Source organism: Pseudonocardia abyssalis (assembly GCF_019263705.2).
Lineage (GTDB): Bacteria > Actinomycetota > Actinomycetes > Mycobacteriales > Pseudonocardiaceae > Pseudonocardia > Pseudonocardia abyssalis.
The window spans coordinates 3,168,732-3,190,852 of record NZ_JADQDK010000001.1; the positions used below are offsets into that span (position 1 = coordinate 3,168,732).

The following is a 22,121-nucleotide window of genomic DNA, read 5'->3' on the forward strand; positions in this document are numbered from 1 at the left end:
CATCTGCCCCGCGACCGACGTGGGCCACCCGAGTCGCCCGACGGTTGCAACCCTGCGACATCAGCGCAACAACAGCCTGTCCAACCGCCGCGACGTGACCGCCACCCCCAGCACGATCATCACCGCGAAGTAGGCCAGGTTGCCCAGCATCCCGACGTGCACCGCACCCGTCGTGAGCCCGCGCATGAGCTCGACGGCGTGGTAGAGCGGCAGGCACTGCACCACCGTCTGCAGCACCGGCGGGTAGACCGAGAGCGGGAAGAACGTGGTGGAGAACAGGAACATTGGCAGGATCGCGAGCGTGACGAGGTCGAAGTCCTGCCAGGACCGCATGAACGACGTGGCCGCCATCCCCACCGCGGCGAACGCGAACGCCACGATGAGTGCCGCGGGCAGGGCGAGCAGCGCCCACGGCGACGTGAGCAGGCCGAACCCGGCCATCACCGACAGGAAGCCCAGCGCGTAGAGCCCGCCGCGGATCAGCGCCCAGCCGATCTCGCCGAGCGCGATGTCGACGGGGCCGAGCGGCGTGGCCAGCATCGCGTCGTAGAGCTTGGCGTACTTGAGCTTGAAGAAGACGTTGAACGTGGAGTCGAACACCGCCCCGTTCATCGCCGACGCCGCCAGCAGCCCCGGCGCGATGAACGCCGCGTAGCTGATGGGCGCGCCGTCGGGGCCGGGCAGCGTGCCGACCAGCGAGCCCAGGCCCTGACCCATCGCGATCAGGTAGAACACCGGCTCGAAGAAGCCGGAGACGAACACCAGCCAGCCGCGGCGCGAGATCAGGGCGGAGCGCTCCAGCAGGACCAGGGACCGGCCGGCGTAGCCGCCGCGTGGGAGGAAGCCGATCACAACGCGAGCCTCCGTCGGAAGAAGCGGACCGACAGCGCGGTGCCCAGGGCGAGCAGCCCGACGAGCACCACGACGTGGCCGAGCGCGGCGAGCGGGCGCCACACCCCGAGCGCGGCGTCGCGGGCCAGCTCGGTGCCGTGCCACAGCGGCGAGATCCACGCGATCGGCTGGACCCAGCCCGGCAACCGGTCGACCGGGAAGAACGTGCCGGAGAACAGCGTCATCGGCACGACGACGAAGCGGAACAGCGAGTTGAACGCGGCGCCCTCGCTCTCGACCGTGGCCGCGAACGCCGTGACCAGCGACGCGACCGCCGCACCCGTGAGCGCCGCGGCGAGCAGCGACAGCACGATGGTGGGCCGAGCGACGCCGCCGAACAGGGCGATGATCCCGATGTAGACCGCGCCCGACCCGGTGATCTTCGCCGTGGTCCACGACAGCTGGCCCAGCGCGACCTGTCCCGGCGTGATCGGCCCGGCCGCCATCGCGTGGTAGACCCGCTGCCATTTGAACCCGGACAGCACCGGGTACGTCGACTCGAACGCCGCGCTCTGCACCGCCGACACCGCCAGCAGCGCGGGGGCCAGCCACACGAGGTAGGGCGCGCCGCCCGTGGCCCCGGAGTCGCCCACCAGCGACCCGAAACCCACGCCGAACGCCAGCAGGAACAGCAGCGGCTGCAGGATCGAGGAGACCGCGGTGGCCCGCCAGTTGCGCCGGTACCAGATCCAGAAGTGCTCGACGACGAGCAGCACGCCCCCGACGCGGGACGGCGCGCACCCGGTGGACGGCGCGAGGGTGGAGGTGGCGGCCATCAGTCGACCAGCGTCCGGCCGGTGAGCCGCAGGAACACGTCCTCCAGCGTGGAGCGCCGCACGAGCGCCGACAGCGGCCGGTGTCCGGCGCGGGCGACCTCGGTGTGGACGTGCTCGCCGTCGGCCGCGTAGAGCAGGAGCCGGTCGGGCAGCTCCTCGACGCGGTCGGCCAGCCGGGCGAACGCCTCGGCCGGGGGTCGGTCCTCGGGTGCGAAACGCAGCTCCAGCACATCGCGGGTGGCGTACCGCGCGATCAGCTCCGTGGGCGAGCCCTCCGCGGCGATCACCCCGCCGTCCATGACGACGAGCCGGTCACACAGCTGCTCGGCCTCGTCCATGTAGTGAGTGGTGATGATCTGCGTGACGCCCTCGCGCTTGAGCCGGTAGAGCCGCTCCCACAGCAGGTGCCGGGCCTGCGGATCGAGCCCGGTGGTGGGCTCGTCGAGCAGCAGCAGCTCCGGGTCGTTGACCAGGGCGCGCGCGATGGTGAGCCGGCGCTTCATCCCGCCCGACAGCGGCTCGACGGGATCGTCGGCACGGTCGGTGAGCTGCGCGAACTCCATCAGCTCCGTGGCCTTCTCGCGCACGTGCGCCTTCGACAGCCCGAAGTAGCGGCCGTAGACCTGCAGGTTCTGCCGGACCGTCAGCTCCGCGTCGAGGTTGTCGAGCTGCGGCACGACGCCGATGCGCGCGCGGATCCGCGGCCCGTCGACGTCGGGGTCCATGCCGAGCACCTGCAGGGTGCCGCCGGTGCGCGGCGACACGCACGCGATCATCCGCATCGTGGACGACTTGCCCGCCCCGTTGGGGCCGAGGAAGCCGAACACCTCCCCCGGCGCGACGTCGACGTCGACGCCGCGCACCGCCTCGAACTCGCCGAAGCGCTTCCGCAGGCCCCTGGCCTGCACCAGTCCGTCCCCCATGGGAGGGACGGTAACCCGCACCCCCGACAGAACGCTCGGATGTTCCGGCGTCACCCGTCGGCGAAGGACAGGATGGCGCCCGCGACGAGATCCGGTGCCGTGGCGAGGGCCGCGTGCGCCTGCCCCGGCAGCACGGTGACCGTCGCGCGGGGCAGGGCCGCGGCCACCGCGGCCGTCGAGGCCCGCAGCGACGGGCCGGAGACCGCGCCGTCGAGCAGCAGGACCGGGGCGGTGACCGTGTCCCAGGCGAGGGCGGGGGACATCGCCTGCAGCCCGCGTATCTCGCGCGGCCAGGTGTGCACCAGCGAGAGCCACAGCGGCCACGCCGGACCGGCCCGCAGCCCCGCGATCGCCTCCGGCGGCATCTGCACCAGCTCGCGCAGCGCGAACCTCAGCGCGCCGTCCCGGTCACCGGCGGCGATCAGCGCCTCGATCGCGTCGACCCCGGGATCGGGGACGCCCACGGCCGACCACGGCGGCTCGTAGAGGACCGTCCGGGTGACCGGCATCCCGCGGGACACCGCGATCAGCAGGCAGACCGCGCCCGACGAGTGGGCCGCGAAACCGACCGGCCCACCGAAGGACGCGGCGACGGCGGCCAGGTCGTCGGCCTCCCGCCCCAGCGAGTACGGGAGCGTGTCGCCCGAGTCCCCCTTGCCGCGGCGGTCGAGCAGCCAGCAGGCGAAGCGCCCGTCGAGCCGGGCCGCGACCTCGGCCCACGCCTGCCGGACGTTCACCGCGCCCGGCACCAGCACCAGGTCCTCGGGGCCGCCGGTGACCCGCTCGATGGCCAGCTCGGTTCCGTCCCCCGACTCGACGTAGCGCAGTTCCGACATCGCGCACTCCTCCGTGACGGCTCGTCGGGCAGAGCGGCCCGCCGGCGGCCCGATACTCACAGGACGAGCTGGAACCAGTGCTCGTCGCGGCGATCGTCCGGGCCCAGGTGCAGGGCGCCCCGCCAGACACCGGCCGCGGTCCAGCCGCGGGCGGTGTAGAACGCGGGCAGGGGCGTCCCGCCGCGGGCGGAGAGCAGCAGCTGCTCCAGGCCGAGTGCGCGGGCGTGCGCGACGGCGGCGGTCAGCAGCGCGGAGCCCCAGCCGCGGCCCTGCCGGGACGGGTCGACCATCAGCCGGATCACCTCGGCCCGGTGCGCGACCCGCGGACCCGGTCCGGGTCGCAGGAACACCGTGCCGACGAGGTCGTCGCCCTCGGTGATCGCGAGCAGGTGCAGGCGCCCGGCGGCGACCTCGTCGACGGCGTCCTGCGCGGCCGCGAGGATCTCGCGCTCGGGCGAGTCGGGCAGGAATGCGACGGCGCCGCCGGCCCGGCTGACCGCCAGCCACAGGCGGTGCAGCGCGGCCACCGACGGCGCGGGGGAGACGACCTCGATCAGAGGTTCGGGAACCACAGCTTGATCTCGCGGGCCGAGCTCTCCGGCGAGTCGGATCCGTGCACCAGGTTGAACTGGGTCTCCAGGCCGAAGTCGCCGCGGATGGTGCCGGGCGTGGCCTTCTCGACGGGGTCGGTGCCGCCGGCGAGCTGACGCCACGCCGCGATGGCGCGCGGACCCTCGACCACGGCGGAGAGCACCGGGCCGGAGGTGATGAACTCCAGGAGCGAGTCGAAGAAGGGCTTGCCGTCGTGCTCGGCGTAGTGCTGGGCGGCCGTCTCGCGGTCGACGGTGCGGAGCTCGAGGGCGACGATGTCGAGGCCCTTGCGCTCGATACGGGCGAGGACCTCCCCGATGAGCTTGCGCGAGACGCCGTCGGGCTTGACGAGGACCAGGGTGCGTTCAGTCACGCGGCCGAGGGTAGCGAGGCCCCCACGGCCCCACCGCACCGCCGTCGCCGGGACCGCACCGCCGTCCGGGCGGCGGTGCGGAGGACACGACGGCGGTGCGGTGGGGTCAGGTCGCCGGGACCAGCTCGGCCGCGGCGAAGGAGACGTCGAAGCGGTCGCACCAGATGCTGACGCTCGTGAGGTCGCCCAGGTCCGCCTCGGCGGGGACGGCGTAGTTCGAGCTGCCCCTGTTGCCCTTCAGCTCACCCAGGTCCTCGTACGCGCCGTCGTCGAAGACGTGCCAGCCGGCCCGTCCCTCGAGCACCGGGGCATCGGTGAGCCACACCTTCAGCAGCGGCCCGTCGCTGGTGTCGAGGTCCTCCAGCCGCAGCACCCGCGAGCCGTCGGGCAGCTCCAGCACCACCACCGACCCGGAGCTCGCGTGCTCGTGGCTGATCAGTTCCCCGCGGGCCAGCTCGACCGGCCCGGACGCGACCGGCTCGACGGCGGGGGCCACGCTCGGCGCAGCGGGTCCGGCCGACGCAACGGGCCCGGCCGGGTCGGCGGGCGCCGCGACGGCGACCGGGGCCGCCACCGTGGGCACCGCCTCGTCCACCGTCCGGTCGACGAACAGCTTCCACGGCTGGAACACCGAGACGGCGACGACGACGAGTACGGCGACGACGCAGAGTCCGATGAGGACGGTGGGGCGACGCAGGAGGGCCACGCGACGATCCTGCCCGGAAGCGGGCCGGATGTCCCTTACGACTCGGGAACCTGCTGGCTCGGCAGCTCGCCGCGCTCCATCCGCAGCGCGACGTCGCGGCGCAGGAACAACAGCCCCGCCCAGACCAGCACGAACACGATGCCCATGATCGCCAGCGCGGGTACCAGGAAGCCGCAGAGCAGTACCGCGACCTGCAGCGCGAGGGCGACGGCGAGCCCGAACGGCCGCCGCTGCAGCCCGGACGCGACGATCATCGCGACGGCCACGGCGGCGATCAGCGCGACCCCGAGCGGGGTGGCCCCGCCCCCGAACTTGGGCAGGACGAGCAGCGCGAGCAGCACCACGATCGACTCCAGGACCAGGGTGGCCGCGAACACCCCCCGGATCCCCTTCATGGGGTCGGGAGCCGTCACGACGGCTCCTTCCCGAAGACCGTGCGCGTCTCCCCCGCGGTGACGACCGACCCGGTGACGATCACTCCGACCCCGGACTCGCCACCCTCCTCGGCCAGCTCCCCCGCCTGCTCGATCGCGGTGCGCAGCACCGGCTCGACGCTCACGCGCTCGGGCCCGAACACCTCGGTGGCGAGTGCTCCGAGCTCGTCGGCGTCCATCGCGCGCGACGAGGAGTTGGCCGTGACGACGACCTCGTGCAGCACCGGTTCGAGCTCGGCGAGGATGCCGCGCGCGTCCTTGTCGCGCATGACGCCGAGCACGCCGACGAGCCGGGTGAACCGGAACTCGCTCATCAGCGCGGCGGCGAGCGCACGGGCGCCGTGCGGATTGTGGGCGGCGTCGACGAGCACCGTGGGCACGCCCTGACCGGCCGCGACCCGCTCCAGGCGCCCCGGCGAGGACACCCCGGCGAACGCGGCCCGCACGGCGTCGGGATCCAGCGGCTGCTTCGGCCCGGCGCCGATCAGCGCCTCGGCGGCGGCGAGGGCGAGCGCGGCGTTGGACGCCTGGTGCTCGCCGTGCAGCGGCAGGAAGATGTCGTCGTACATGCCGGACAGGCCGCGCAACGCGAGCCGCTGCCCGCCGACCGCGATCTCCCGCTCCGCCACACCGAACTCCGCGCCCTCGCGGGCCACCTGCGCGTCGACCTCGACGCAGCGCTCCAGCAGCACCGCCGCGACGTCCTTGTCCTGCGTGGCGAGCACCGCGACGGACCCGGGCTTGATGATCCCGGCCTTCTCGCGGGCGATGCCCAGGACGTCGGTGCCGAGGAACTCGGCGTGGTCGAGCCCGATCGGCGTGATCACGGCGACGGTGGCGTCGGCGACGTTGGTGGCGTCCCACGTGCCGCCCAGCCCGACCTCGACGATCCCGGCCTCGACGGGCGCATCGGCGAACGCGGCGAACCCCATCGCGGTGAGCACCTCGAACTTGGAGAGCTTGCCGTACTTCGCGTCGACGATGTCCAGGAACGGCTCGACGTCGCGGTAGACGCTCACGTACCGCTCGGGCGTGACCGGCCGGTTGTCGATGTTGATGCGCTCGGTGGCCCGCTGCAGGTGCGGGCTGGTGTACCGACCGGTGCGCAGGCCGATCTCGGTGAGCAGCGCGTCGACCATCCGGGCCGTCGACGTCTTGCCGTTGGTGCCGGTCAGGTGCACGACCGGGTAGCCCCGGTGCGGCTCCCCCAGCACGTCGACGAGCGCCGCGATCCGCTCCGTCGACGGCTCCATGACGGTCTCGGGCCAGCGCCGGTCGAGCTCGGCCTCGACGGCGAGGAACTCCGCGAAGCTCGCCACGCTCGACGTGGCCGGGATGACGTCCGGGGTGTCGCCGCCGCGGATCGCGTCCAGGACGTGGGAGATGACGGCGTCCTCGGGCTCGGGGATCGCCCCGTCACCCTCGGGCCCCGTCACGAGGGGAGGGCCGCGAGCCGGGCGGTGACCCGCTCGATGTCGGCGACTGCGGTGGCCCGCCGCGCCCGGATGCCCTCGACGACCTTCTCCGGCGCACCCCCGACGAACTTCGGGTTGCCGAGCTTCTTGTCGGCGGCGTCGAGCTCCTTCTGCGCGGCGGCGAGGTCGCGGCCCAGCCGGGCGCGTTCGGCGGCCACGTCGATGGCGCCCGAGGTGTCGAGCTCGACGTGGACGGTGCCACCGCTGAGGGCGACCTCCAGCGTCGCGGTGGCCGCGAAGTCGTCGGCGGGGGCGTCGAGGCGGACCAGCGAGGAGAGCGCAGCACGGTGCGCGCCGAGCCCGGCCTCGTCGAGCCCGACCAGGCGGGCGGCGACGCGGCGCACGTCGGGCACGCGCTGCTCGGTGCGGAAACGGCGCACCTCGGTGGCCAGCTTCTGCAGCGCCGCGATCCGGGCGGCCGCACCGGCGTCGACGGGACGGCCGGCGTCGGTCGGCCAGTCGGCGACGACGACGGACTCGCCGCCCGTGAGCCCCTGCCACAGCGCCTCGGTGATGAACGGGATCACCGGGTGCAGCATGCGCAGCAGGGCGTCGAGGACGTGGCCGAGGACCGCACGGGTGCCGTCGGCGGTGGCCTCGTCGGCGAGCTGCGGCTTGGCCAGCTCGAGGTACCACGCGCAGAACTCGTCCCACGTGAAGTGGTAGAGCGCCTCGGTGGCCTTGGCGAACTGGAAGTCCTCCAGCAGGGCGTCGACCTGGTCACGCACCTGCGCCAGGCGCCCGAGGATCCAGGCGTCGGCGTCGGTGGGCTCCGCGGGCAGCGGCAGCGCGGGCGAGGCGTGGTTGCCGATCGCCAGGCGTGTGGCGTTCCACAGCTTCGTGCCGAAGCTGCGGGCGGCGAGGACGGCCTCGTCGCCGATCGGCATGTCGGTGCCCGGGTTGGCCCCGCGGGCCAGTGCGAACCGCACGGCGTCGGTGCCGTAGGCGTCCATCCACGCCACCGGGTCGACGGTGTTGCCTGCCGACTTCGACATCTTCTTGCCGTGCGCGTCGCGGACCATGCCGTGCAGGGCGATGGTGTCGAAGGGCCGCTCGCCCATCGCGTAGTGGCCCATCATCATCATCCGGGCGACCCAGAAGAAGAGGATGTCGTAGCCCGTGACCAGCACGGACGTCGGATAGAACTTCTCCAGGTCCGGCGTCGCGTCGGGCCAGCCCAGCGTGGAGAACGGCCACAGGCCCGACGAGAACCAGGTGTCGAGGACGTCCTCGTCCTGCGTGTAGCCGGCGGGCGGCTGCTCGTCGGGGCCGACGCAGACGACCTCGCCGTCGGGGCCGTACCAGACCGGGATGCGGTGGCCCCACCACAGCTGCCGGGAGATGCACCAGTCGTGCATGTTGTCGACCCAGCCGAACCAGCGGGCCTCCATCTCCTTCGGGTGGACCGCGACGGAGCCGTCGCGCACGGCGTCGCCCGCGACCTGCGCGAGCGGCCCGACCTTCACCCACCACTGCAGCGACAGGCGCGGCTCGATGGGCTCCTTGTTGCCGCGGCTCGAGTGCCCGACGCTGTGCAGGTAGGGCCGCTTCTCCGCGACGATCCGGCCCTGCGCGGCCAGCGCCTCGCGGACCTTCACCCTGGCCTCGAACCGGTCCATGCCGTCGAACTCGGTGCCCGTGCCCGCGATCCGCCCGGACTCGTCCATGATCGTCGGCATCGGCAGGCCGTGGCGGCGGCCGATCTCGAAGTCGTTGGGGTCGTGGGCCGGGGTCACCTTGACCGCACCCGTCCCGAACTCCGGGTCGACGTGCTCGTCGGCGACGATCCGGATCATGCGCCCGACCAGCGGCAGCTCGATCTCGGTGCCGACGAGGTGGGCGTAGCGCTCGTCGTCGGGGTGCACGGCGACGGCCGTGTCGCCCAGCATCGTCTCGACGCGGGTGGTGGCGACGACGATCGCGTCGTCGCCGTCGCCGTAGCGCATGGAGACGAGCTCGCCCTCGACCTCGCGGTGCTCGACCTCCACGTCGGAGAGCACGCTGCGCATCTCCGGGGACCAGTTGACGAGCCGCTCCGCGCGGTAGATCAGGCCCTCGTCGAAGAGGCGCTTGAAGATCGTGAGGACCGCGCGGTTGGAGCGCTTGTCCATCGTGAAGCGCTCGCGGCTCCAGTCGACGCTGTCGCCGAGGCGGCGCATCTGGGCGAGGATCGCGCCGCCGTGCTCGGCCTTCCAGTCCCAGGTGCGCTCGATGAACGCCTCCCGGCCGAGCTCGCGACGGCTCGTGCCCTCGGCGGCGAGCGCCTTCTCCACCAGCGCGTGCACGGCGATCGAGGCGTGGTCCATGCCGGGCAGCCACAGCGTCTCGTAGCCCTGCATGCGGCGGCGGCGGACCAGGATGTCGATCAGCGTGTGCTCGAACGCGTGCCCGATGTGCAGGCTGCCGGTGACGTTGGGCGGCGGGATGACGATGCAGAACGGCGGCTTGTCGCTCTCCGCGTCGGCGGTGAAGTACCCGGCGTCGACCCAGCCCTGGTACATGCCGCCCTCTACCTCGCCCGGGTTCCACTGGGCGGGGAGGTCGGCCGTGCGCGGGGGGAGGGTGTCGGTCACCCCACCAAGTCTACGAGCCGCCGTCGACCGGCTTGTTCAGGAGGGCAGGAAGGCGGCGTGCAGGCGGTCGAAGCCGAGGGTGCGGCCCAGGGTCCGGGCCCCGATGCGGGCCGGGTCCAGCGCGCGGATCTGGCCGCTGGTGGGTTCGTAGACCTTCCAGTCGCCGTCCTGCAGGCCGATGGCCATGACGTAGTGCCGCGGGATCGCCGGGCCCACCAGCAGCGGCACCGGGCGCCCCGCACGCAGGGCCACACCGACGGCCTCGACGACGTCGGCGACGTCGCGCGCGTCCCGGTCGTCGACGAGCCGGACGCGGTACGGGCCGGCGGCGGGCACGTTGCGGCGCAGCCAGCGGACGATCCCCCACGGCGGGGTGCCGAACGCCCGCGGCCACAACCCGGCCGACTCGCGGTGCACCTGCTTCTGCCGTGCGTCGTAGCGCGCGGAGAACCCCGGGCTCACCGCGGGCGCGGGGGCCGTCCCGCGCTCCCCCACCGCCGCGCGGCCGTCGGGAACACCCGCCGGCCCGTCGAGCCGGCGCATCTCGTCCGGGTCGGCCCACGCCGCGAGCGCGACGAGGACCGCGCTGCCGCAGGTGGTGCCGTCCATCTGGTCGAGGACGACACCGGCGCGGCGCTGGTCGCCGAGGCGGTCCGACAGCAGCGGGTTGCGGCCCGCCGCGAGCGGTCGCACCGCCGCCACGGGCACCACCGCGGGCCGCAACGAGCGCCCCAGCACCTGGATCCGACGGGCGATCCCGCTGACCGTGCGCATGCCCGTCTCCCTCCGACACAGCTACTGCGGTGCAAGCCTAACGACCGAGCGGGCGACGCGCGCGCGTCCCGGATCGGTGCCGCGCCGCCGACCTGACCACCACGGCCCGTACACGGACCTTCTGCGCACCGTGACCGCCGCCTCGGCCCGACCGGGAGCGACCCCCGACGGCCCCGTCCATGATCACCGGTCGGGCGTGTGTCCGGCCGGGAACGCGCCGATACGGTGATCATGGCTCGATCTCGCCGCCGGGCAGCAGCGGCCCCGGTGGCTCCGCCGGCTCGGGTACCGACCCGGCCCGCCACAGCGATCGCCGGTCCAGCGACCACGACACCGCCCCGAGACCCACGGCGACCGCAGCGAGGCCGACCCCGAGCCACGCGGGCGCGGTGTAGCCGAGCCCGGCCGCGATGAGGAGGCCGCCGAACAGCGGGCCGAGCGTGTTGCCGACGTTGAACGCCGCCGTGTTCGCCGCGCTCGCCAACGTCGGCGCGCTCCCGGCGAGGGCGAACACGCGCCCGTTCAGCGGTGCGGCGGCGACGAACGCGACCAGCCCGAGCAGCAGCACCGCCGACACGACGACCACCGGCACGGCGGCGGCCACCGCCACCACGGCGAGCAGCACACCGGCGGCGGCCAGGGCGCCGAACAGCGTCGACCAGGGGTGCGCGTCGCCGAGCCGCCCGCCGACCAGCACCCCGACGAGCCCGCCGACGCCGTAGGCGAACAGCACCGCGGGCACCCACCCGGATGCGAGACCGGTGACCTCGGTCAGCAGCGGGGCGATGTAGCCGAACGTCGCGATCACCGAGGTCTGGTAGAACGCCGTGGTCGTCAGCGCGAGCCACAGCCGGCCGCGCCGGAACGCGACGACCTCGTCCGCCAGGCGCGGCGCGGGCATCCCGACGGGGCGCTCCCCCACGGTGGCGAGCACGCCGGCGACGCCGAGCAGCGCGAGCCCGGCGACCGACCAGAACGCCGACCGCCAGCCGAACGCCTGCCCGACGAGCGTGCCCAGCGGAACCCCGGCGACGGCCGCGACGGTGAGCCCGGCGAGCAGCACAGACAGCGCGCGGGTGCGCGCGCCCGCCGGCACCGAGGTGACGGTGACGACGGCGGCCACCGCCCAGAACGCCCCGGTCGCGACGGCGGTGCCGACCCGGGCGACCAGCATGACTGTGTAGTCCTGCGCGAGCGCCCCGATCACGTGCCCGGCGACGAACACCGCCAGCGCCCCGACGAGCGTGACCCGCCAGGGCAGGTGCAGCGTCAGCACCGCCATCACCGGCGCCCCGACGATCATGCCGACCGCGAACGCCGAGATCAGGTAGCCGGCCTGCGGGATCGTCACCGCCAGGTCCGCGGCCAGCTCCGGCAGCAGCCCGGCGATCATGAACTCGCTGGTGCCGAGCGCGAAGATCGCCAGTGCGAGTACCGGGACGACGACGGGTATCCGGGACCGGGTGGTCGTCACGTCGGGCACGTAGGGGTGCAGCACCCGGGCCGGCGCGGTCATTCCCCCGGGCCGCCCGCCAGGCCGGGCTGTCAACGTAGGGGTTGTCGGCGTAGGGGTTGTCGTAGCGCTCCTGGGCCGGGGCGATCTCGCTGCGCGGTGCGACGCTCCGGTCATCGGGAACAGCTCGGTGGTGCTGCGGTGCACGTGCGGCGGTGCGCCGTCGGCCGCGCAGTGGGGGCTCGTGTGGTGGGCGGCGGGCGGGACGGCCCGGGTCCGGGAGCTGGCGGCGGACCCTAGGCTCGCGACATGAGCGATTTGACCCCGGAGATCCGCGCGTTCCTCTCGTCCGGCACCCGCACCGGCAAGCTCGGCTACGTCGCCGCCGACGGCCGCCCGCTGGTCGCCCCGATCTGGTTCCTCGTCGAGGGCGACGACCTGCTGTTCAACACCGGAGCGACGACGGCGAAGGGGCGGGCGATCGCGCGCGACCCGCGGCTGGTGATCTGCGTCGACTCCGAGGACCCGCCGTTCGGGTTCGTGCAGGTCCAGGGCGTCGCGCACACCTCGGAGGACCCTGCGGAGCTGCTGCGCTCCGCCACCGCGCTCGGCGCGCGCTACATGGGCGAGGATCGCGCCGAGGAGTTCGGGAGGCGCAACGGCGTACCCGGCGAGCTCCTCGTGCGCCTGGTCCCGACGAAGGTCATCGCCCAGCTGGACATGACGGCCTGACCGTCAGGCCTTCCCCCAGCCCGCGGCCAGCTCGGAGATCCGCGCGGCGTGGTCGCGGGCCGCGGCCGCCGGGTCCTCGGCCCGGCCCGCCGCCACCCCGATCAGGAAGGCGGTGACCGGGGCCCCGGGACGGCTGACGCCGTGGGCGACGTCGGCCGTCAGGTCGAGAACCATGTCGACGATCCCGACGGAGTCGACCACGCCCTCCAGACCCAGCTCCCGCGACACCGCGGTGACCCACTCGGACAGGGCGTTCGCATCAGGGCTTCCAGTCACGACGCCGACCGTAGCTCACCCGGCGAACAGCGCCGGGATCTTGACGATCAGCTGGAACAGGCCGTACGCGAACGGCACCACCACCCACAGCCAGGCCAGGACGATCAGGACGTAGAACAGCGGGCTGCGGCTGCCCGCCCTGCCGAGGGTCGTCATGCCTGCGCTCCTGCCGTGGTGGTGGCCTTGTCGTCGGCTGCGGGTTCGTGGTGCTTCGGGTCGACCGGCTTGATCAGCTCGTTGCAGACGAACGCGATCACCAGCAGCCCGATCATGATCGAGAAAGCCAGCGTGTACCGCCCCGGACCCTCGACGCCCGCGGCGATCTGCGCGTCGGCGATCGCGTTGACGATCACCGGTCCGAGCACGCCCGCCGTGGACCACGCGGTGAGCAGCCGGCCGTGGATCGCACCGACCTGGTAGGTACCGAAGAGGTCGCGCAGGTAGGCGGGCACGGTGGCGAACCCGGCGCCGTAGAAGGACAGGATGAACAGCGCGCTGATCAGGAAGACGACGCGGTTCGAGTTGGTTGTCAGCGTGATCAGCAGGTACAGGAGCGCGCCGACGCCCAGGTAGATCCGGTACATGTTCTTGCGGCCCAGCACGTCCGACAGCGAGGACCACAGGATCCGGCCGAGCGCGTTGGCCAGCGACAGGATCGCGACGAACCCGGCCGCCGACGCGGCGATCGTCTCGGCCGGGCTGGAGTCGCGGAAGAAGTCCTGGAAGATCGGCGAGGCGCGCTCCAGGATGCCGATGCCCGCGGTGACGTTGAAGCACAGCACGACCCAGAGCAGCCAGAACTGCGGCGTCTTGATCGCGTTGGCCGCCGACACGTTGGCGGTGCTGATCAGCGAGCCGGTCTTCTGCTTCGACGGCTCCCAGCCCGCGGGCTTCCAGTCCGGTGCGGGCACGCGGATCAGCAGCCAGCCGACGGACATGAACACCGCGTAGATCAGGCCCATCACGAGGAACGTCCGGCCGACGCCGCCGGCCTGCGCACCGTCGCCGGAGCCGCCGAACGCGCCGAGCAGCGAGGTCGTCAGCGGGGTCGCGATGAGCGCGCCGCCACCGAAGCCCATGATCGCGATACCGGTGGACAGGCCCGGCCGGTCCGGGAACCACTTGATCAGCGTGGACACGGGCGAGATGTAGCCGACGCCCAGGCCGATGCCGCCGACGAACCCGTACCCGACGACGACCAGCCAGAACTGGCCGAGGTACATGCCGAGCGCGGAGATCAGGAACCCGGCGACGAAGCACGAGGAGGCGACGACCATCGCCCAGCGCGGCCCGTTCGCATCGACCTTGGTGCCGAACAGCGCGGCCGAGAGCCCCAGCATGATGATGCCGAGGGTGAACGGCAACGCGCTGAGCACGCCCGCGCTCGGGTTGCCGGCCAGGATCGTGTCGGCCAGCGGCGTCTTGAACACGCTCCAGGCGTAGGCCTGGCCGATCGCCAGGTGGATCGACAGCGCGGCCGGCGGGACGAGCCAGCGGCTCCATCCCGGCGGAGCGACGATCCGTTCGCGTTGCAGGAACCCCGCTGCCATCGTCTGCCCCTTAGTCATGCGTCACCGCTGAACCGGGGGTGAACGTAAGTCGGGGCACCGGGCGCCGCAACCGCAGAACGCCGGCCCCGATTGATCCGGGACCGGCGTGTCGCGCGGTGCAGTCGGGCGGTTACGCCGAGCGGTCGCGGCGGGGCTCGCGACGGGCCGGGGTACGCGGCACGATCGTCGGGTTGACGTTGCTGCGTACCGTCTGCTCGGTGACGACGACCTTGGCGACGTCGTCGCGGCTCGGGATGTCGTACATCACGGGGAGGAGGACCTCCTCCATGATCGCGCGCAGCCCGCGGGCCCCGGTGCCGCGCAGGATGGCCTGGTCGGCCACCGCCTCCAGCGCGTCGTCGGTGAACTCGAGCTCCACGCCGTCCATCTCGAACAGCTTGTAGTACTGCTTCACGAGCGCGTTGCGGGGCTCGGTCAGGATCTTGACCAGGGCCTCCTTGTCGAGCGACGTCACCGAGGCGACGACCGGCAGGCGGCCGATGAACTCGGGGATGAGGCCGAACTTGATGAGGTCCTCGGGCATGGTGTCGCCGAAGCTCTCGGCCGACTCCAGGTCGTTCTTCGAGCGGATCTCCGCACCGAAGCCCAGACCGCGACGCCCGACCCGGTCACCGATGATCTTCTCCAGGCCCGCGAAGGCACCGGCCACGATGAACAGCACGTTCGTCGTGTCGATCTGGATGAACTCCTGGTGCGGGTGCTTGCGGCCGCCCTGCGGCGGGACGCTCGCGGTGGTTCCCTCGAGGATCTTCAGCAGCGCCTGCTGCACACCCTCGCCGGACACGTCGCGCGTGATCGACGGGTTCTCGCTCTTGCGGGCGATCTTGTCGACCTCGTCGATGTAGATGATGCCGGTCTCGGCGCGCTTGACGTCGTAGTCGGCCGCCTGGATCAGCTTCAGGAGGATGTTCTCGACGTCCTCGCCGACGTACCCGGCCTCGGTGAGGGCGGTGGCGTCGGCGATGGCGAACGGGACGTTCAGCAGCTTCGCGAGCGTCTGCGCGAGGTAGGTCTTGCCGCAGCCCGTGGGGCCGAGCATGAGGATGTTGGACTTCGACAGCTCGACGCCGTCGCCGTCGGGACCGCGACCCTTGTCGCCGGCCTGGATGCGCTTGTAGTGGTTGTAGACCGCCACCGAGAGCGTGCGCTTCGTGCGGCTCTGACCCACCACGTACTGGTCGAGGAACTCGTGGATCTCGGCGGGCTTCGGCAGCTCGTCGAGCTTCACCTCACCGGCCTCGGCCAGCTCTTCCTCGATGATCTCGTTGCAGAGATCGATGCACTCGTCGCAGATGTAGACGCCAGGTCCGGCGATCAGTTTCTTGACCTGCTTCTGGCTCTTGCCGCAGAACGAGCACTTGAGCAGGTCACCGCCATCACCGATGCGTGCCATGAGTGCAGACCCCAGTCCCATCTGGCGCGTCCTGGGTCGGACACGCCCTCGTGACGGTACCCGCCCGACCCGTCCCCGGGGGAGCACCACGGTGCTCCGATTCGGCGACGTGTCGGCGGACGGTCGGTACCGGGCGTAGGAACCCGGTACCGACCGGGTGGTGCAGCCGACCCGGTTCTAGGCGGCGGAGAGCTTGCGGCTCTGGATGATCTCGTCGACGATCCCGTACTCCTTGGCCTCGACGGCCGTGAGGATCTTGTCCCGCTCGACGTCGAGGCGGACCTGCTCCTCGCTCTTGCCGGTGTGCTTGGCGAGCGTGGCCTCCATCAGCTTGCGCACCCGCGAGATCTCCGCGGCCTGGATCTCGAGGTCCGAGACCTGGCCGTAGGTGCCCTCGGTGGCGGGCTGGTGGATCAGGACCCGTGCGTTCTGCACCGCGAGGCGACGCCCCGGGGTGCCGGCGGCGAGCAGGACGGCCGCGGCCGACGCGGCCTGCCCCAGGCAGACCGTCTGGATGTCGGGGCGGATGAACTGCATGGTGTCGTAGATCGCCATCAACGACGTGAAAGACCCGCCGGGCGAGTTGATGTACATGCTGATCTCACGGTCCGGGTCGGCCGACTCGAGGCACAGCAGCTGCGCCATCACGTCGTTGGCCGACGCGTCGTCGATCTGCACGCCGAGGAAGATGATGCGCTCCTCGAACAGCTTGTTGTACGGGTTCGACTCCTTGACCCCGTAGCTGGTGCGCTCGACGAACGAGGGCAGGACGTACCTGCTCTGCGGAGAGTGGAACTGGCTCCCGCTGTTGATCGTCACTTCGTGCTCCCGTTGCCGTTGCTCTCGGCCTCGACGCCGATGCTCTCGTTGCCGTCGGGCAACTGCCCGGCGCGCGCGATGACGTGGTCGACGAAGCCGTACTCCTTGGCCTCGGGGGCCCGGAACCACCGGTCGCGCTCGGAGTCGGCCGTGACCTTCTCGACCGTCTGACCCGTGTGCTCGGCGATCAGCTCGGCGAGCTCGCGCTTGAGCAGCCGCGACTGCTCCGCCTGGATCACGATGTCGGACTCCTGACCACCCACGCCGGACGACGGCTGGTGCATCATGATCCGCGCGTGCGGCAGGGCGTAGCGCTTGCCCCGCGCACCCGCCGAGAGCAGGAACTGCCCCATCGAGGCCGCCAGCCCCATCGCGAACGTCGCGACGTCGCAGGGCACGAACTCCATGGTGTCGAAGATGGCCATCCCGGCCGACACCGAGCCGCCGGGCGAGTTGATGTAGAGCTGGATGTCGGCGTTGGGGTCCTCCGCCGAGAGCAGCAACATCTGCGCAGCGATGCGGTTGGCGATGTCGTCGTCGACCTGCTGGCCGAGCACGATGATCCGCTGCTGCAGCAACCGCTCGTAGACCGAGTCCGACAGCGTCAGCGACGCCGGCGCTCCGCCGCGTCGCATGTCGGCTCCGAGGAGACGGTCCGCGGTACGCGAACCGGTTTCGTGGGTCCTCACTTCACCCTGCCTTCTGCTGTTCAGCTCGCGTGTTCGTCCTGGCCGACCCTACGCGGACGGGCGTCGTGCCCGCCGCGTTCGGACCGGTTGTTCGCTCTGGGCGTGTTGCCCGGCTCAGGAGCTGCCGGATGCCTTGTCCTCGGTGGACTCCGCGGCGTCCGCCTCGGGGGCCTCGACCTCGGCGGCGTCGGCCTCGGCGGCGTCGGCCTCGGCGGCGTCCTCGGTCTCGACGACCTCGCCGGGCACCTCGGTGACCTCGATGCCGTCGTCCTCGTCGCCGAGGAGGTCGGACAGGTCGATCGTGGCGCCGGACGCGTCGGTGACGGTGGCCGCGCGGACCGCGGCGATCAGGGCCTTGGTGCGGCGCACGTCGGCGTAGATCGCGCCGAGCTGACCGGCCTCCTGGATGCGGCGCACGAACTCCTCGGGCGGCATCCGGTACTGCTGGGCCTGGTAGACGATGCGCTCGGTGAGCTCCTGGTCGTTGACACTGACCTGCTCGGCGTCGGCGAGCGCGTCGAGGACGAGGCGGGTGCGGACCGACTTCTCGGCCTCCTCGCGGGTCTCCGCGTCGAACTGCTCGCGGCTGCTGCCGTCGCTCTCGAGCTGCGCGGCGAACTTCTCCTCGTCGTGCTCGAAGCCGTGGATCGCGTCGTGCGTGGTGGACTCGACCTCGGCGGCGACGATGCTCTCCGGCAGCGGCACCTCGGTGCCGTCGACCAGCGCGTCGAGCACCTTGTCGCGGGCCTGGGAGACCTGCTCCATGCGCTTGACGCGGGCCATGCGCTCGCGCAGGTCGGCGGTGAGCTCGTCGAGCGAGTCGAACTCGCTGGCCAGCTGCGCGAACTCGTCGTCGGCGTCGGGGAGCGTGCGCTCCTTGACCGCGGTGACCTTGACGGTGACCTCGGCGTCCTTGTCGGCGTACTCGCCGGCCACGAGCTTCGTGGTGAAGGTCTTCTCGTCGTCGGCCGACATGCCCTGCACGGCCTCGTCGAGGCCGTCGATCAGGCCGCCCTGGCCCACCTGGTAGGAGAACCCGCTGGTGGTGGCCTCCTCGACGGCGACGCCGTCGACGGTGGCGGACAGGTCGATCAGCACGAAGTCGTCGGTGGCCGCGGCCCGGTCGACGCCCGCGAGCGTGCCGAAGCGCGCGCGCAGGTTCTCCAGCTGCTCGTCGACGTCGGCGTCGGTGACCTCGACGTCGTCGACGGTGACGGTGAGGGTGTCGAGCTCGGGCAGCGTCAGCTCGGGGCGGACGTCGACCTCGGCGGTGAACGAGAGGTGCTCGCCGTCGGCGATCTCGGTGACCTCGATGTCCGGGCGCCCGATGGGCGTGACCTTCTCCTCGGCCGCGGAGACGGCCTCGGAGTACTTGGTCGGGACGGCGGCGTTGACGACCTCGTCGAGGACGACACCCCGGCCGAGGCGCGCCTCGATGATCCGCGCGGGGACCTTGCCCTTGCGGAACCCGGGTACGGAGACCTGCTGCGCGATCTTCTTGTACGCACGGTCGAAGTCCGGCTTGAGCTCGTCGAAGGGCACCTCGACGGCGATCCGGACCCGCGTCGGGCTCAGGCGCTCAACGGTGCTCTTCACGATCGGCTCTTCACGGTGGGGATACTCCTCATTCTGCGGAACACAGACGCGATTGCGGCACGTACGACGCCGTGCCGACGGCATTCCGAGCGAGTCTAGGTGAGAGGGCCTCCGGCCGTTCGCCCGGCCGCTACAGGGCGGGGGCGGCGGCGAGTGCGGGCACGACGTCGGAGAACGTGACGTCGACCGGCACCGGGCCCAGCACCCCGCGCACGGCGGCGGCCAGCTCGTCGGCCAACTGCGGCAGCGGGACGCCCAGGCGGGCGACGACGGCGATCTCGACGGACTCGGCGCCGACGCCGAGCCGGACGCCGTCGACGCGCGCGCGTCCGGGGAGGTGCGAGGTGACAGTGCCCCAGGGGCCGCCGTCGAGGCGGGCGACACCGGGGTGGGCGGCCACGGCCGCGGCCACGGCGCGGGCCGTCGCGGCGACGGGATCGGGCGGGCGGGTCACGTCGTCACGATAGTCCGGACCGGACCCTTCCGGGCATGTCGGAGGACGGCCCACCGCGTACAGCGGCGGGCCGTCCTCCGTACCGTCGCGGCTCAGCTCTTGTCGCCCCTGAGCGTGTCGCCCAGGTTCGACGCGGCGTCCTTGACGGAGTCACCGGTCTGCTTCACGTTGCCGCTGAGCTGGTCCTTCCGGCCCTCGGCCTGGAGCTTCTCGTTGCCGGTCAGCTCGCCGACCTTCTCCTTGACCTCGCCGACGACCTCTTCGGCCTTGTGCTTGGCCTTGTCGATGAAGCTCATCGCGTTTCCCTCTTCCGTCGGGGGACGTCGCGCGCCGACCGGGTCGGGGGCGGCTACCGTGTCCCACTGGTGGTGAGACACCGCGCCGGCCACCGTCCTCACGGTGAGGCGCGTCACATGTCCACGGGATCGGAGTGCGGTGCAGGTGACCCGGGCCGACCTCGCCGTCGCCGCTCCCCCGGTCAGGGAGGCGCCGGTGCTCGACGAGCTCGACGTGCTCGACGAGCAGACGCTCGTCGTGCGTGCCCAGGAGGGCGACGCGCGGGCGTTCGAGACGCTGGCCCGTCGCCACCAGGACGCGCTCTACCGGCTCGCGGTGCGCGTGATGGGCGACCCGGCCGAGGCCGAGGACGCGCTGCAGGAGGCGCTGCTCGACGCGTGGCGGCGGATCGGCCGGTTCCGCGGCGAGTCGGCGTTCTCGACGTGGATGTACCGCATCGTCACCAACCGCTGCCTGGGCATGCTGCGCAAGCGCCGCCCGATCCCGGTCGAGGAGGTCGAGGCGCCGGCCCCGGCGCACGACTCGCCCGAACGCGCCGCCGAGCGCGACGCCGGGATGGCCGCGCTGCACCGGGCCATCGCCGCCCTCCCCGACGACCTGCGCGTCTGCTGGGTGCTGCGGGAGATGGAGGGCCAGGGCTACACCGAGATCGCCGAGATCACCGGGGCCACCGAGGACGCCGTGCGCGGCCGGATCCACCGGGCCCGCACGAAGCTGGCGGGGGCGATGCGGTCATGGCGCTGACCCCCGCACCCGATCCCGACGGGCGCCTGGCCTGCGGACGCGACGCCTCGGCGGTCTGGGACCGCGCCGCCGCGGGCGAGCCCGCAGACGCCCACGAGCGCGACTGCCCGCACTGCACCGCGGCCGCCGCCGACGCCCGCGGCCTCGGCGCGCTGGTGCACCGCATGGCGCAGGAGCAGCCGGAGCCGCCGCCGTCGGTGCTGGACCGGGTGATGGTCGCCGTCCGCACCGAACTGCGCCCGCACGACGTCCTCACCCTGCCCTCCCCCCACGGCCCGGCACGGCTCTCGCGCGCCGCCGCGGCGTCGGTGCTGCGGCACACCGTCGACGCCATGTCGGGGGTGCGGGCGCGCAGCTGCCGGATCGAGCAGGTCACCGACACGTTCTCGGGCGAGCCGGGGCACGCCGCCGACGTGCGGATCACCGTCACCGCCCGGTTCGGCGTCGACCTCGCGTCGGTGACCGCCCGCGTGCGGCAGATGGTCGCCGCGGCGGGCGAGCAGGCGCTGGGCGTGCCGGTGCGGCGCGTCGACATCGAGGTCGTGGACGTGTTCGGGGGCGAATGGTGACCGGGACCCCGAAGGTCCGGGTGCGGGTGGGCGACGCGGTCGTCGCGCGGGTGGCGGCGCACCGCGCCCGCCGGGTCCCCGGCGTCGTCGCCCTGCGCGCCGATCTCACCCAGGCCCTGCTCGGCCTCGCCGACTCCGTCCTGCACCCCGACCGGGACACCGGGGCACTACCCGCCGACGGCGTGCACGCCGCGGTGCAGGACCACACCGCCGAGATCACGATCACCCTCGCCACCCGGCTCGGCCACAACTGCCGCGACGTGGCGCAGGCCGTGCAGCGCGAGGTGGCCGCCGAGGTGGCCGCGTACACCGGCCTCGACGCGGTGGTGCGCGTCGTCGTCGCCGAGGTGCTGCTCGACTAGCGGTCCCTGTTCAGCACGCAGTCGCCGCACAGCCCCCCGTCGCGTACGCGGTAGAACAGGCAGCAGGACCGGCGGCGGAACGACCATCCGTGGTCGGGCCCGGTCGGGGCGCGCCGCTCACCGGTGCCGGCCAGCGGCCCGGTGTCCAGCAGGCGTTCGGCGATCCGGGCCGCCCGGTCGGCGATCTCCGGCCGTTCCACCCCGATCAGCCGCTTCCCCGCGGCCACCGACGACGCGACGCTCCCCCACAGCAGCCGCTCCGAGATCGGCACCTGCGCCCGCACCGCCGCGATCAGCGGCCCGAGGTGCCCGTCGAACAGGGCCCCGGCCAACGCGTCGGCGCCGTCCGCCACGACCTCGCCCGAGGGGTCCGGGCACCACAGGGCCCACGGCCCGGCCTCCGCCGGCCTCCAGTGCAGGACGTCGGGACCCAGGTGGGGGAGCACGCCATGCACCGCCACGGCGGCCAGCGACGGCGACAGGACCAGCGCGGCGAGCCCCTGGAACGTGATCGACGCCGCGACCCGGTCGTCGCTGTCGAGAGCGCGCCGGACGTGCGCGATCCGGTCACGCAGGGGCCGCGGGTCGGTGTAGAGATCGCGCAGCGGCCGCCACCCGGGTTCCGCAGCGGCGGCCGGGTCGGTCCCGACGAGGAAGAACGGGCTCAGCCGTCCCACGTCCGCCAGCACGGCCCGCACGTCGGTCACCACCAGGCCAGTGTCCCCCGGACGGGTGTCGCCGTGCACCCGGAGCAGGCCCTGCGCCGGGGACCGACACGGTACCGCCCCGGACCCGCCGTCGGCGGTCCCGGCGC

At 72.7% G+C, this 22,121-nt stretch carries 26 protein-coding genes; 4 read left to right on the forward strand and 22 right to left on the reverse strand.

The genetic code is table 11. The features are described from left to right. Window positions 1-60: 60 nt before the first annotated feature. The 12 genes from I4I81_RS15370 to I4I81_RS15425 form a co-directional block, all read right to left on the reverse strand. On the reverse strand, window positions 61-852 hold the full coding sequence (locus I4I81_RS15370) for an ABC transporter permease (protein ID WP_218603717.1): 792 nt from the start codon (window positions 850-852) through the stop codon (window positions 61-63). Next, window positions 849-1,667 carry an ABC transporter permease gene (locus I4I81_RS15375; protein WP_218603718.1) on the reverse strand — a complete coding sequence of 273 codons (819 nt, stop codon included), beginning with the start codon at window positions 1,665-1,667 and terminating at the stop codon, window positions 849-851. Before I4I81_RS15375 ends, I4I81_RS15370 begins: the two co-directional genes overlap by 4 nt. Then, window positions 1,667-2,590: an ABC transporter ATP-binding protein gene (locus tag I4I81_RS15380; RefSeq protein ID WP_218603719.1), complete on the reverse strand. Its 924-nt coding sequence runs from the start codon at window positions 2,588-2,590 to the stop codon at window positions 1,667-1,669. Before I4I81_RS15380 ends, I4I81_RS15375 begins: the two co-directional genes overlap by 1 nt. Before the next feature lie 50 nt (window positions 2,591-2,640). Continuing rightward, window positions 2,641-3,426, reverse strand: a complete 786-nt coding sequence (locus I4I81_RS15385; RefSeq protein WP_218603720.1) for an alpha/beta fold hydrolase — start codon at window positions 3,424-3,426, stop codon at window positions 2,641-2,643. Window positions 3,427-3,482: 56 nt separating this feature from the next. Further along, entirely contained in the window at window positions 3,483-3,998 is a 516-nt protein-coding gene (locus I4I81_RS15390) for a GNAT family N-acetyltransferase (RefSeq protein ID WP_218603721.1), read from the reverse strand. Further along, window positions 3,980-4,390 (reverse strand): nucleoside-diphosphate kinase, encoded by a 411-nt coding sequence (gene ndk, locus I4I81_RS15395; protein WP_218603722.1) that lies wholly within the window; start codon window positions 4,388-4,390, stop codon window positions 3,980-3,982. Before ndk ends, I4I81_RS15390 begins: the two co-directional genes overlap by 19 nt. Before the next feature lie 106 nt (window positions 4,391-4,496). Further along, window positions 4,497-5,096, reverse strand: a complete 600-nt coding sequence (locus tag I4I81_RS15400; protein WP_218603723.1) for a DM13 domain-containing protein — start codon at window positions 5,094-5,096, stop codon at window positions 4,497-4,499. Between the two features lie 35 nt (window positions 5,097-5,131). Then, window positions 5,132-5,509, reverse strand: a complete 378-nt coding sequence (locus I4I81_RS15405; RefSeq protein WP_226363386.1) for a DUF4233 domain-containing protein — start codon at window positions 5,507-5,509, stop codon at window positions 5,132-5,134. Further along, complete coding sequence (locus I4I81_RS15410) at window positions 5,506-6,966, reverse strand: bifunctional folylpolyglutamate synthase/dihydrofolate synthase (RefSeq protein ID WP_218603724.1); 1,461 nt, start codon at window positions 6,964-6,966, stop codon at window positions 5,506-5,508. The genes I4I81_RS15405 and I4I81_RS15410 overlap by 4 nt, the downstream gene beginning before the upstream one ends. Further along, on the reverse strand, window positions 6,963-9,578 hold the full coding sequence (locus tag I4I81_RS15415) for a valine--tRNA ligase (protein WP_218603725.1): 2,616 nt from the start codon (window positions 9,576-9,578) through the stop codon (window positions 6,963-6,965). Before I4I81_RS15415 ends, I4I81_RS15410 begins: the two co-directional genes overlap by 4 nt. 36 nt (window positions 9,579-9,614) lie before the next feature. Further along, window positions 9,615-10,352 carry a hypothetical protein gene (locus I4I81_RS15420; protein ID WP_218603726.1) on the reverse strand — a complete coding sequence of 246 codons (738 nt, stop codon included), beginning with the start codon at window positions 10,350-10,352 and terminating at the stop codon, window positions 9,615-9,617. A gap of 229 nt (window positions 10,353-10,581) precedes the next feature. Then, on the reverse strand, window positions 10,582-11,826 hold the full coding sequence (locus I4I81_RS15425) for a Cmx/CmrA family chloramphenicol efflux MFS transporter (RefSeq protein ID WP_226363387.1): 1,245 nt from the start codon (window positions 11,824-11,826) through the stop codon (window positions 10,582-10,584). A gap of 288 nt (window positions 11,827-12,114) precedes the next feature. Here I4I81_RS15425 and I4I81_RS15430 point away from each other — a divergent pair, with 288 nt between their 5' ends. Further along, complete coding sequence (locus tag I4I81_RS15430) at window positions 12,115-12,537, forward strand: PPOX class F420-dependent oxidoreductase (protein ID WP_218616126.1); 423 nt, start codon at window positions 12,115-12,117, stop codon at window positions 12,535-12,537. Between the two features lie 3 nt (window positions 12,538-12,540). Here I4I81_RS15430 and I4I81_RS15435 read toward each other — a convergent pair whose 3' ends face one another. From I4I81_RS15435 to I4I81_RS15475, 9 genes are all read right to left on the reverse strand, one after another. After that, on the reverse strand, window positions 12,541-12,813 hold the full coding sequence (locus I4I81_RS15435; protein ID WP_218605113.1) for a DUF6457 domain-containing protein: 273 nt from the start codon (window positions 12,811-12,813) through the stop codon (window positions 12,541-12,543). 15 nt (window positions 12,814-12,828) lie between these two features. Then, complete coding sequence (locus I4I81_RS15440; RefSeq protein WP_218605112.1) at window positions 12,829-12,969, reverse strand: MFS transporter small subunit; 141 nt, start codon at window positions 12,967-12,969, stop codon at window positions 12,829-12,831. Next, window positions 12,966-14,363: an OFA family MFS transporter gene (locus I4I81_RS15445; RefSeq protein ID WP_218605111.1), complete on the reverse strand. Its 1,398-nt coding sequence runs from the start codon at window positions 14,361-14,363 to the stop codon at window positions 12,966-12,968. The genes I4I81_RS15440 and I4I81_RS15445 overlap by 4 nt, the downstream gene beginning before the upstream one ends. Before the next feature lie 130 nt (window positions 14,364-14,493). Beyond that, window positions 14,494-15,777 carry an ATP-dependent Clp protease ATP-binding subunit ClpX gene (clpX, locus tag I4I81_RS15450; RefSeq protein ID WP_218605110.1) on the reverse strand — a complete coding sequence of 428 codons (1,284 nt, stop codon included), beginning with the start codon at window positions 15,775-15,777 and terminating at the stop codon, window positions 14,494-14,496. A gap of 177 nt (window positions 15,778-15,954) precedes the next feature. Then, window positions 15,955-16,596, reverse strand: a complete 642-nt coding sequence (locus I4I81_RS15455) for an ATP-dependent Clp protease proteolytic subunit (RefSeq protein WP_275967468.1) — start codon at window positions 16,594-16,596, stop codon at window positions 15,955-15,957. Next, complete coding sequence (locus I4I81_RS15460; protein ID WP_218605109.1) at window positions 16,593-17,231, reverse strand: ATP-dependent Clp protease proteolytic subunit; 639 nt, start codon at window positions 17,229-17,231, stop codon at window positions 16,593-16,595. The genes I4I81_RS15455 and I4I81_RS15460 overlap by 4 nt, the downstream gene beginning before the upstream one ends. Before the next feature lie 168 nt (window positions 17,232-17,399). Then, window positions 17,400-18,881, reverse strand: coding sequence for a trigger factor (gene tig, locus I4I81_RS15465; RefSeq protein ID WP_218605108.1), 1,482 nt, complete (start codon window positions 18,879-18,881; stop codon window positions 17,400-17,402). Window positions 18,882-19,011: 130 nt separating this feature from the next. Further along, window positions 19,012-19,335 carry a hypothetical protein gene (locus I4I81_RS15470; RefSeq protein ID WP_218616127.1) on the reverse strand — a complete coding sequence of 108 codons (324 nt, stop codon included), beginning with the start codon at window positions 19,333-19,335 and terminating at the stop codon, window positions 19,012-19,014. Between the two features lie 92 nt (window positions 19,336-19,427). Then, window positions 19,428-19,631, reverse strand: a complete 204-nt coding sequence (locus tag I4I81_RS15475; protein WP_218604350.1) for a CsbD family protein — start codon at window positions 19,629-19,631, stop codon at window positions 19,428-19,430. A 145-nt stretch (window positions 19,632-19,776) separates the two neighbouring features. On the opposite strand from I4I81_RS15475, the gene I4I81_RS15480 reads away from it, so the two are divergent. The 3 genes from I4I81_RS15480 to I4I81_RS15490 are packed head-to-tail and all read left to right on the forward strand — an operon-like array spanning window position 19,777 to window position 21,307. Then, entirely contained in the window at window positions 19,777-20,376 is a 600-nt protein-coding gene (locus I4I81_RS15480; protein ID WP_226363388.1) for an RNA polymerase sigma factor, read from the forward strand. Next, complete coding sequence (locus tag I4I81_RS15485) at window positions 20,367-20,945, forward strand: Asp23/Gls24 family envelope stress response protein (RefSeq protein WP_218604352.1); 579 nt, start codon at window positions 20,367-20,369, stop codon at window positions 20,943-20,945. Before I4I81_RS15480 ends, I4I81_RS15485 begins: the two co-directional genes overlap by 10 nt. Then, window positions 20,939-21,307: an Asp23/Gls24 family envelope stress response protein gene (locus I4I81_RS15490; RefSeq protein WP_218604353.1), complete on the forward strand. Its 369-nt coding sequence runs from the start codon at window positions 20,939-20,941 to the stop codon at window positions 21,305-21,307. The genes I4I81_RS15485 and I4I81_RS15490 overlap by 7 nt, the downstream gene beginning before the upstream one ends. Here the strand turns inward: I4I81_RS15490 and I4I81_RS15495 are convergent. Continuing rightward, complete coding sequence (locus tag I4I81_RS15495) at window positions 21,304-22,017, reverse strand: IucA/IucC family C-terminal-domain containing protein (RefSeq protein ID WP_218616129.1); 714 nt, start codon at window positions 22,015-22,017, stop codon at window positions 21,304-21,306. The genes I4I81_RS15490 and I4I81_RS15495 overlap by 4 nt on opposite strands. Window positions 22,018-22,121: the final 104 nt, after the last annotated feature.